Below are 9,219 nucleotides of genomic sequence, written 5' to 3' on the forward strand. Positions count from 1 at the left end.
GGATCGGTGTCTGGCTCGGCGAACACGGCGTCGTCAAAGTCCCGCGCATCGCTGCCGTCGATGGTGACCAAGGGCAAGGAACGCAGATCGGTGCGGTGACCCAAGGTTGCGGGCCGGGCGGCTTTGGCCTGGTCCAGGGCGTCCGGCGGAAACACGGTGGGCAGGTCGTGGGTGTGGATGGCGATCAGGCTGATGGAGCGGGCCTCGCCCATATGGCCGAGGCGCTCGGTGATCCTGACGGCCTGCATGCCTCTCTGGCGGGAGGGAAGGGTTTGCGCCAGGACCAGCTCTCCCGGTTCGGCGTCCACTGCATCCAGCACCGTGAATTCGTTCTTCTGCTTCCGGTCTGTGGGGCGCAGGCGCAGTCCGTCGGGCCGCTGTTCCAGAATGCCCAGTACATGTTCGGTAAGGCTTTTGCCCAGCATGCGGATGATGCGGGCATCCCACGCGCCCTGTCCGTTCCGGGACAGGCGGGCCAGGATACGCTCCCCCACCGCCAGCGGTGGGTGGCCGCGCTTTTCCGGGCGGACAAAAATGAGGGGCAGGGGCTTTTCAGGTGGCCATTCTACAGGTTTGGCCAGCGTTTCTCCGTCAGTGTCGGTTCCGGTAATTTCCAGAACCACATTGCCATGCAGGGATGATGAACCGCCACGGCGTTCCTTTTTCCCGGACTGGCGGGAGAATTTGTCTGATTCTGAAGGGACCTGGTCCTGTTTGCGTCCGCGTCTTTTCATTGATGATCCGACTTTATCTGTAAACATTCCTTATCATTTCTTGACATCGTGGAGCTGTCCTTATTTATTCCGTCTCTGTTTCATGGACGCCCTGTATATAGGAAAAAAGTCATTTTGTCAAGCCGCCCTTTACCTTTCCCACTGAGGGACCTTTGCATAAGTTAAAGGGCTTCTGAACATCCTCTATCCTTCGACAGGCTCAGGATGCGGATTTTCAGGGCTTCCTGAGCTTGTCGAAGGATGGGGGCAGGTTATGTAAAGGTCCCTCAGTGGGAAAGGTAAAAATGTGCCCTTCCCATTGACTTTCCCTGCGCCGGCGCGGTAAGCCCCGCACCATGAGTGCTCTTTCCTTTACCCTTCTGGCCACGGATGGCGCGGCGCGGCGCGGGCAGGTGCATACTGCCCATGGCATCATCAACACGCCGGCGTTCATGCCTGTGGGCACGGCAGGGTCGGTCAAGGGCATGCTGCCGGAAAATGTGAGGACTACGGGCGCTGAAATCATCCTGGGCAACACCTATCATCTGATGTTGCGCCCGGGGGCGGAGCGGGTAGCGCAGCTGGGCGGCCTGCATAAATTCATGAACTGGCCCGGCCCGATCCTGACGGACTCCGGCGGGTTCCAGGTCATGTCCCTGAACGACCTGCGCACGATCAAGGAGGACGGGGTGACGTTCCGCTCCCACCTGGATGGCAGCGCGCATCATCTGACGCCGGAGCGGTCCATGGACATCCAGCGCCTGCTGGATTCCGACATCACCATGTGTTTTGACGAATGCACTCCGTTCCCCGCCACCCACGACCAGGCGGCGCAGTCCATGCGCCTGTCCATGCGATGGGCCGCGCGCAGCCGGAAAGCCTTTGCAGAACGGCCCGGCTATGGCCTGTTCGGTATTGTGCAGGGCAGCGTGTACGAGGATCTGCGTGCCGAATCCGTCCAGGCCCTGACGGATATCGGTTTTGACGGTTATGCGGTGGGGGGACTTGCGGTAGGGGAGGGGCAGGCGGAAATGTTCCGCGTGCTGGACTTCACCATGCCCATGCTGCCCAAAGACCGGCCCCGGTACCTGATGGGTGTAGGACGGCCCAGTGATATTATCGGTGCAGTGCGACGCGGGATCGACATGTTCGACTGCGTCATGCCTACAAGATCAGGGCGCACAGGGCAGGCTTTCGTGCGCCAGGGCACCATCAACATCCGCAATGCCCGCCATATTCACGATGACCGGCCGCTGGATGACCACTGTGCCTGTCCGGTCTGCCGGGACTACAGCCGCGGGTATTTGCACCACCTGTTCCGGGCGGGAGAAATGCTGGGCCCTATTTTGCTGACCTGGCACAACCTGCATTTCTACCAGTGGATCATGACCACCCTGCGCACCGCCATCGAACAGAACCGGTTCGAGGACGTGGCCCGGGCGCTGGAAACAGACCTGGAAATGGGTGATGTGCTAGAAACGAAAGATCCGCTGGCTGTCGGTGAAAAAGTACTGCCCTGAAACAGTCAGGATTTACCTTCTGGAAACTTCTGGCAGTTATCCTGCAGGGAAACTGCTTCAGAAGGATTGTGTAATGAGTTTCGAAATCTGGCTGAAAGTACCTGGAGATATACCCGGAGTATACGGGAAACCGCGCAAGGCAGAGTGTATTGTCCCCAACAAGGAGACTGTCAGGCTTGTGACCCAGGATGATGATATCAGGTTTTTCCTGGAAAAAGAGGCCCGGCACACGGTAAGCCGGGCTTCCCCTGGCGGAGGGTGTACTTTCGAATTTTCCACGGAAGCCTTTGAGACTGCGGCCCGCAGGATGGGGGTCGGGAAAAAGGTACTGGAGTCCTGTCTCGCCAGGGTCAGGCTGGGAGAGGTTGAGGATCTTCCACCGGGATCATTCCGCATCCAGACCAGACATCTTGGCCCGGAGGCTTTGCGGCATCTGTCCGGCGGGATGGATTCCAAATATCGTCCTAAAATCCAGAAAGCCAGCGGGGAAACAAGGAAAATGATATCTGGTCAATGGGGTGAGGTCTGGAGTGGCGAGCTTCCACTTTTGATACTTGTACTGCAGGAATCCGGTTACCCGGTGACTTCTCTGGCTTCGTTGCCGGAAGCGGCGGAAGAAAAACCGAAAGTCCGGGTAACCTGTCCGCAAAAACCGCTTCGATCCTAATACTTTCTTGCCTGCAACACCTGCCCCGCCACGAACATCAGGGTGGCGGCCACGACGATGGCCGGGCCGGTGGGCAGGTCGAACAGCACTGATCCGTACAGTCCCAGGGTCACGGCTGCGATTCCCGCTGCCGCAGCCATGACGGCCATACTTTCCGGTGTGCGTGCAAGCCGTCTGGCCAGTGCTGCGGGAATAATCAGCAGGGCAGAGAGCAGCAGGATCCCCACCAGTTTCATGGCAACCGCCACGGTCACGGCTGTCAGGCAGACAAACGCCAGCCGCGTGGTGACTACGGGAATGCCTTCAACCCGTGCCATATCCTCGTCCAGGGTGATAGCAAGCAAGCGCTTCCACAGCAGGGCCAGTCCGGCCGGAACAGCCAGGGCAGCGCCGGCAAGAATCAGCAGGTCCTGGTGGCTGATGGCCAGAATGTCGCCGAACAGGTAGCCGGTCAGGTCCACACGGACCTGCTCCATGAATCCCAGAACGATCAGTCCAGTGGCCAGTGTGGCATGCGCCATGATTCCCAGAACGGCGTCAGAGCTGATCACCTGTCTTTCCCGCAGCAGGATCAGGACCAGCGCCATGACAAGGCCCACAGCCAGCACTCCGGCCATGATATCCACGCCTGTGGCCAGACCCAGGGCGATTCCCAGAAGGGCGCCGTGGGCCAGCGTGTCGCCGAACCAGGCCATACGCTGCCACAGGATGAGCGAACCCAGCGGGCCGGCCATGCAGGCAATTCCGATTCCGCCCAGCAGGGCCCGCAGCAGGAAGTCATCCATGGTGCCCTCCCGCGCAACAGGAAGAATCGTCCCCGGCGGCCGGGGCCGGAGCCGTCACGTCTCCCTGCGTGCTGTGGATATGGTTGTGCATGTGCTGATAGACCGCCAGCGCCTCGGCATGGCGTCCGAAAAGGCGGATATATTCGGGGTGGCGGCCTACATCGTGCGGTTTTCCGGAACAGCAGACATGGTGATTGAGGCAGACCACCAGATCTGTGCGGGCCATGACCAGATGCAGGTCGTGGCTGACCATCAGGACGCCGCAGCCCCGCTGTGTGCGAATTCTGTCGATCAGGTTATACAGGGCCAGCTGCCCGTGCACGTCCACGCCCTGGACGGGCTCGTCCAGCACCAGAAGATCAGGGTTCTGCAGGAGGGCGCGGGCCAGAAGAACCCGTTGCATCTCTCCGCCGGAAAGGGAGTGCATATCCCGGCGCGCAAGACCTGGAACGCCCACATCCTGCAGGACAGCGGGGATATCCCCTGTCCGGGGCCACAGGGACAGAAATCGTCCCACCGTCAGGGGGAGGGTGCGATCGATGGCCAGTTTCTGGGGCATATAGCCGACCCGCAGGCCCGGCTTTTTCTGTATAGTTCCGGAAACGGCAGGAACAAGGCCCAGAAGAACCTTCACCAGGGTGGTTTTCCCGGCGCCGTTGGGACCCACCAGAGTGACGATTTCGCCCGTTCTGACAGCGATATCCACCTGGCTGAGAACAGTCCTGTCATCATGCAGGACGGATACACCCCGGGCCTGGATCAGAGTGTCTGGAGAAGGGATTTCGGGCATTCAGGGCAGGGGCAACAGGGTTGCAGGGAGAAACCTTCCGGACACTACCCTGTAGCCATTCCCTGTTCCACACAAACTTTCCGGACAAGCTCAGGACGTGGCGCGCCCGTTGAGGTTGGATACAATCCGGGACAGAAGGTTGTTCAGTTTTTCCATATCATCGTCGGTGATGGACTGGCGGGCCTGGCGCTCGATATCCGCAGAGACTTTCAGCAGACTGTCGCGCATTTTCCGGGCTTTTTCTGTCAGGAAAACGTTGATCTTGCGCTTGTCAAAGGTGTTGCGGACACGGATGACAATACCCTGACGCTCCATGACATTCAGGGCGGATACAGTTGTGGGCTCCTTCATGCCGACCCTGCGACTGAGCTCACGCTGGGTAATACCGTCTTCCTCCCACAGTGAGCACAGGAACGCCCACTGGCCGAGGCTGACGCCATGGGCCGCAATCCGGTTCTGCAGAGCCTTGCAGTAGGTTCGATGAACAATACGCAGCTGGTCACACAGGGGCATGGCCTTGCGGATCCTGCCCGCCGCCAGGGTGTACTCCCCCTCTGTCTCTGCAGGGAAAGCCGTATCTGTCGGTGTGCTGGTCATGATCTGCCTGCCTTATGTCTGCCCGGAACAAACAAGGGGGTTTGCGCCAGTATGCGTATTACAGGTTGTTCACAGAAAACAACCTTAGGATCAATTGAAGGTATGCTATAATTACCTACAGGCAAGGTCAACAATCAAAAATAACTTTTTGACATGAATTTCGCGCAACAAGATATAATTTGATTAAAATTTGATATTTTATGCTGGTCTGGAGCAACTTTAAGTTTTATTTTGTCAGTCGGAATCCGGAAGATGAAAAAGCAGGATCAGACAGAAATTTAAAGCCTGAAAACAGATTGGTGATTATGGTGCAGGTACATGGTCGGCGGCCGCAGTACCAGGAGCCGGGCTGGAGCCTTCCCTTACAGGTCCTGGGCCAGCCACACTGGGGATCAGCCTTGTTGGAGGTGGCACTGAACTGGAGGCTGCCTTTATCGGCAACGGAAGATTCAGGAACAGTCCTTCACCTGCGCAAAAATCCCGGATGAAGGCATCCGGATCTTTTTGCATTGCTCTCAGGGCCTGCAGCGCCAGTCCTGTGTTCGGACTTTCAATATAAACGACATTGTTTTTGGCCAGCCGGGGATGGAATCCCAGGGTCAGAAGGGCATGAAGCACCAGCTGTCCCCTGCCTTCGGGAATTTGTGCGGTCAGGACATACGACTTCAGGAGATCCCGCCCCGCATCAGGCATCGGGAACAGCCCGAGGCAGGTCACGATGCTGATGGCGGCCTGCAAAACCTGGGGAATTCTCCCGTCCCCCAGAATGGTGTTGATGCCAGCCATGGGTTCGATATGAAGTTTTGCATCACGTAACAGGGCCAGGGCTTTCTGGTCTGTCAATCTTTCCGGATGGTTCGGGCGAGACGGGTCATGGACAAACGGCTGCAGGCTGGCGGCACTTCGCAGATTGGCCAGTCTGAAAAAACAGGTTTCGAAAACTTTCAGGATTCCCGGCTTCAGTTGGCTCAGGCGAGCGGATACAGCTTCTGCACTGGCGTTCTTGTGAAAATCCAGCACGGGAAGGGGGGCGGATTTGATGGCCGTATCATCTGCTGCTTCTGCTGCAGCCCTGTCCCTGATTGCGGGAATATCCGATTGTGTGACAGCAGCCAGATCTGGCCAGGACAGTTTTTCCAGTGGAACATGTCCCTCATCACTGCTCCAGGTTATCAGAGCAATTCCGTTATGGTTGTCCCCCAGACCAGGCCCCCTGGCAGGCGCCGTCCGGTCAGGAAAGGTCTCGTCGCTTTCCAGATCTGCAGTCATTTTCCAACCGGAAATATTTGCCTTTGTAAAGGCCGTCCTCAAGGTTTCCAGTGCTGCATTGACATGCCGGATGGAGCCCTCAGCCTTGCTGACGTAGACACTGAATGTTCTGGGCGGAACGTTTTTGGGAATTATTCTGTGCCAGAGACCGGGATCGCGGAAAATAACCCGTGCGATGCCGGATTTGCCGCGCAGAATTTGCAGAACAAGGATACGGGCTGCTGTGATCTGGTCCGGTGTGCTGTCTGAAGCGAGATTCAGGTGATAGACCATATCCCTGGTGCCACTGGCGGCGTCTTCAGGCAGAACCTCAAGAGGTATTCCGGTCCATGTCATCCGCTGGGAAAATTTGGCTGTCATGCTTTCTCTCCGCAACTCTCTCCCGGACAGGGGTACTACGAAAATAAATAGAAAGTTAAGCTTTTTCCTCCCGGATCTCTGAAAAGCCAGCAAAATACAGGGGCCGGGACGGAATCCGCCCGGCTGCTCTTTTTGTATCTGTCCGTTAAGGATTTTGTCATAAAGCCTGGTCTATCCTGCCCTGACAGAAGAAGAACGGCGAATCCAGAAACGGGTTCTGCCGGGTGCAAGGGGGACAGTGTCATGGCACAGAGCGATACCATAGAGCAGACATCCATTCTGACCTATGCCATCATGGACAGTCTGCGGGAATTTCTGGACCGTCTGGGCCAGCCGGATGATATCATTCTGGGCATGATCATGGGACTGGCCATGTATGCAGATGACAGTATCGGTCCCATGCGTTCTGAAAGACTGTTCAGGCAGGCTCCCGGAATTGTCCTGAAGACTGATGCCCATGTCAGCGCGGCACAGCTGGCCCACAGCAAGAGCCTGCTGGAAGCCTTTGGAAAAAGTCTGAGCAAGGCTGCAGCTGCGGCCCGGGAAAAAGACGAAACAGCCTAAAGAAAAAAGCCCAGCAGGGGCAGCAGGCTGAAAATAAAGTCGCCGGCTGAATCATTCCTGGGCGGGGGCGGCGCATATCTGCCCCGGGCTTCTTCCTGTTTCTCGTAACGGACAAGCCGGATATCAAGCCTCTGTGATACGGCTGGCACCCCTGTCAGCAGGATGGCAAGTTGTTCTGCCTCTGCCGGGCGCAGGAAATATTCTCCGCCTCCGCCAATCTGGGCATCATGCAGGGTCAGTGCCACATATCCCCGCGATGTATTGGCCGGTACGAACGTTTTGACTGTCATGCCCGTATGGCGGCGGGGATGGCCGGGCCGGGCCGGCAGGGGCAGGACATATCGGGCCTGACGCCGGACTGTGGTGTCAGATACCGGACGGACCCGGGTCATTCTGTCGGCAGCCTGGCGCAGGATCCTGATAACAGGGACTACATCCTTTGCAGCAATGAATGCGCAGCCGGGAACCCGGCTGGTTCCGATCAGGCAGACATTGCCATAGCGGTCAGCCCGCAGTCTGATGGCTCCGCCAGCAGATTTCCCCCGGGATTCAGGATCGGGGCGGGTATGGACAGTTCCGGCCAGCAGGGCTGTCTCGGGAGGTGCAGCCGCCAGGACCGGAGAAAGGCCTGCACAGACCAGTAAAAGCAGGGCGCACAGGAAAATCTGTCTCACAGCGTAACCCTCCATATTACTTTCATGGGGTAGAGGACTGTCCCTTCTGTATATATCCTGTCAGGATTTCCGGCGAATGGTTTTTTTTCTGGTGCAAGCATTAAACTGGTCTAGAAAGATATGTGGATGTGATTCGAACTGAAACCCTGATTGGGGACGTGATTCCCGTGTTACCGACAAGACAGAAACAAAAGAAACAGAAGCAGGCCGGAAACCTGGTCCCGGAAAGAGGGCGCCATGGCTTCTGAATCCCTGGCTTTTGACAACGTCCGGGCCCTCGTTCGTCCCCGTGACCGCAGCGCCGAGATCCTGCAGCGCGCCGCCCGTATTGTGGCTGAGAAACGCCAGCAGCGGGAAGACGGCCGCCTGCGGGTTGAAAAGGGAATTGAGGGGCTGGCCGTCTTTGTGCGCAAGGTCCAGCAGACCGGCGTGCACAGGGCCCTGCGCGATTATCCCCAGATCCGGATTGTGGACCAGAGCCATTTTTTCAGCATCCAGTACCGGGGGCTGGAGTATACCGTGATGGTAAACCTGTCTACGGGGGCCCTGAGCCGTGAAGTGACCTATGAAAATGCGCCTTCAAACCGTGTCCGCTCCCAGAGCTTTGATGAGGAAAAGGCTCTGGACGATATCGTCGAGCATGTGGCGCAGATGATTGCCAAGGCCCAGATGCGGGAGTAAGACGTATCCCGTGCATACTTCCACATCCGTATTGCTGAAGCGCCTTGTACGGTCGTATCTGCGGCCGCATCTGGGAAAGCTGGTTCTTGCGCTGGCGCTGATGATTCTCTCGGCGCTGTGTACGGCGCTTCTGGCAAAGCTGATGGAACCCATCATCGACAGGGTATTCCAGGCCCGTGACAGGGAAGCCCTGTGGTGGGTGGCCGGCACAGTCATGGCGGCGTTCACACTGCGCGGACTGTCTGGCTATGGCCACAGCGTCATCATGAACAGCATCGGCCAGAAAATCGTAGCCACCATCCAGCTACAGATTTTCAGCCATCTTCTGCGTTCAGACATGGCCTTTTTCCACGGCAATCCGTCAGGAAATCTGGTGTCCAGGATGACCAATGATGCCGGCATCATGCGATATTCCGTGGCCGAGTCCCTGACCAGCCTGGGGTACAGTACCTTCAGCCTGCTGTTTCTGACCGCTGTCATGTTTTACCAGGACTGGGCCCTGGCGTCCGCGGCCTTTGTGGTTTTCCCCCTGACGGCTTTCTATATCGCAAAACGCAGCGGGCGCAACCGGCGCCTGTCCCGCCGCAGCCAGGAAGAGC

At 57.8% G+C, this 9,219-nt stretch carries 11 protein-coding genes; 5 read left to right on the forward strand and 6 right to left on the reverse strand.

The features are described from left to right. Positions 1–734, reverse strand: a 734-nt coding sequence (locus tag M3O22_07045) for a ribonuclease R (protein MDP9196501.1), incomplete at its 3' end; no start/stop codon positions are given. 335 nt (positions 735–1,069) lie between these two features. On the opposite strand from M3O22_07045, the gene tgt reads away from it, so the two are divergent. Both tgt and M3O22_07055 read left to right on the forward strand, forming a co-directional pair. After that, positions 1,070–2,233, forward strand: a complete 1,164-nt coding sequence (tgt, locus tag M3O22_07050; protein ID MDP9196502.1) for a tRNA guanosine(34) transglycosylase Tgt — start codon at positions 1,070–1,072, stop codon at positions 2,231–2,233. Positions 2,234–2,306: 73 nt separating this feature from the next. Beyond that, complete coding sequence (locus M3O22_07055) at positions 2,307–2,900, forward strand: hypothetical protein (protein MDP9196503.1); 594 nt, start codon at positions 2,307–2,309, stop codon at positions 2,898–2,900. Here M3O22_07055 and M3O22_07060 read toward each other — a convergent pair. The 4 genes from M3O22_07060 to M3O22_07075 form a co-directional block, all read right to left on the reverse strand. Then, positions 2,897–3,685: a metal ABC transporter permease gene (locus M3O22_07060; GenBank protein ID MDP9196504.1), complete on the reverse strand. Its 789-nt coding sequence runs from the start codon at positions 3,683–3,685 to the stop codon at positions 2,897–2,899. The two genes, M3O22_07055 and M3O22_07060, sit on opposite strands and share 4 nt — an antisense overlap. Continuing rightward, positions 3,678–4,475: a zinc ABC transporter ATP-binding protein ZnuC gene (gene znuC / locus M3O22_07065; GenBank protein MDP9196505.1), complete on the reverse strand. Its 798-nt coding sequence runs from the start codon at positions 4,473–4,475 to the stop codon at positions 3,678–3,680. The genes M3O22_07060 and znuC overlap by 8 nt, the downstream gene beginning before the upstream one ends. Before the next feature lie 90 nt (positions 4,476–4,565). Continuing rightward, positions 4,566–5,072 carry a MarR family winged helix-turn-helix transcriptional regulator gene (locus M3O22_07070; protein MDP9196506.1) on the reverse strand — a complete coding sequence of 169 codons (507 nt, stop codon included), beginning with the start codon at positions 5,070–5,072 and terminating at the stop codon, positions 4,566–4,568. A gap of 303 nt (positions 5,073–5,375) precedes the next feature. Next, positions 5,376–6,701, reverse strand: a complete 1,326-nt coding sequence (locus tag M3O22_07075; GenBank protein MDP9196507.1) for a hypothetical protein — start codon at positions 6,699–6,701, stop codon at positions 5,376–5,378. Positions 6,702–6,944: 243 nt separating this feature from the next. Between M3O22_07075 and M3O22_07080 the strand changes: the two genes are divergently transcribed. Continuing rightward, positions 6,945–7,265 (forward strand): hypothetical protein, encoded by a 321-nt coding sequence (locus tag M3O22_07080; GenBank protein ID MDP9196508.1) that lies wholly within the window; start codon positions 6,945–6,947, stop codon positions 7,263–7,265. Here M3O22_07080 and M3O22_07085 read toward each other — a convergent pair. Beyond that, on the reverse strand, positions 7,262–7,939 hold the full coding sequence (locus M3O22_07085; protein MDP9196509.1) for a hypothetical protein: 678 nt from the start codon (positions 7,937–7,939) through the stop codon (positions 7,262–7,264). The two genes, M3O22_07080 and M3O22_07085, sit on opposite strands and share 4 nt — an antisense overlap. A gap of 237 nt (positions 7,940–8,176) precedes the next feature. Between M3O22_07085 and M3O22_07090 the strand changes: the two genes are divergently transcribed. Together M3O22_07090 and M3O22_07095 are read left to right on the forward strand one after the other, a co-directional pair. Next, positions 8,177–8,620 carry a hypothetical protein gene (locus tag M3O22_07090; protein MDP9196510.1) on the forward strand — a complete coding sequence of 148 codons (444 nt, stop codon included), beginning with the start codon at positions 8,177–8,179 and terminating at the stop codon, positions 8,618–8,620. Positions 8,621–8,630: 10 nt separating this feature from the next. Continuing rightward, positions 8,631–9,219, forward strand: a 589-nt coding sequence (locus M3O22_07095) for an ABC transporter transmembrane domain-containing protein (GenBank protein ID MDP9196511.1), incomplete at its 3' end; no start/stop codon positions are given.

Source organism: Pseudomonadota bacterium (assembly GCA_030775045.1).
Classification (GTDB): domain Bacteria; phylum Pseudomonadota; class Alphaproteobacteria; order JALYJY01; family JALYJY01; genus JALYJY01.

Excerpts from the sequence above, each read along its gene's own strand:
- tgt (MDP9196502.1), top strand. The coding sequence starts at position 1,070 with ATGAGTGCTCTTTCCTTTACCCTTCTGGCCACGGATGGCGCGGCGCGG.
- M3O22_07055 (MDP9196503.1), top strand. The coding sequence starts at position 2,307 with ATGAGTTTCGAAATCTGGCTGAAAGTACCTGGAGATATACCCGGAGTA.
- M3O22_07060 (MDP9196504.1), bottom strand. The coding sequence starts at position 3,685 with ATGGATGACTTCCTGCTGCGGGCCCTGCTGGGCGGAATCGGAATTGCC.
- znuC (MDP9196505.1), bottom strand. The coding sequence starts at position 4,475 with ATGCCCGAAATCCCTTCTCCAGACACTCTGATCCAGGCCCGGGGTGTA.
- M3O22_07070 (MDP9196506.1), bottom strand. The coding sequence starts at position 5,072 with ATGACCAGCACACCGACAGATACGGCTTTCCCTGCAGAGACAGAGGGG.
- M3O22_07075 (MDP9196507.1), bottom strand. The coding sequence starts at position 6,701 with ATGACAGCCAAATTTTCCCAGCGGATGACATGGACCGGAATACCTCTT.
- M3O22_07080 (MDP9196508.1), top strand. The coding sequence starts at position 6,945 with ATGGCACAGAGCGATACCATAGAGCAGACATCCATTCTGACCTATGCC.
- M3O22_07090 (MDP9196510.1), top strand. The coding sequence starts at position 8,177 with ATGGCTTCTGAATCCCTGGCTTTTGACAACGTCCGGGCCCTCGTTCGT.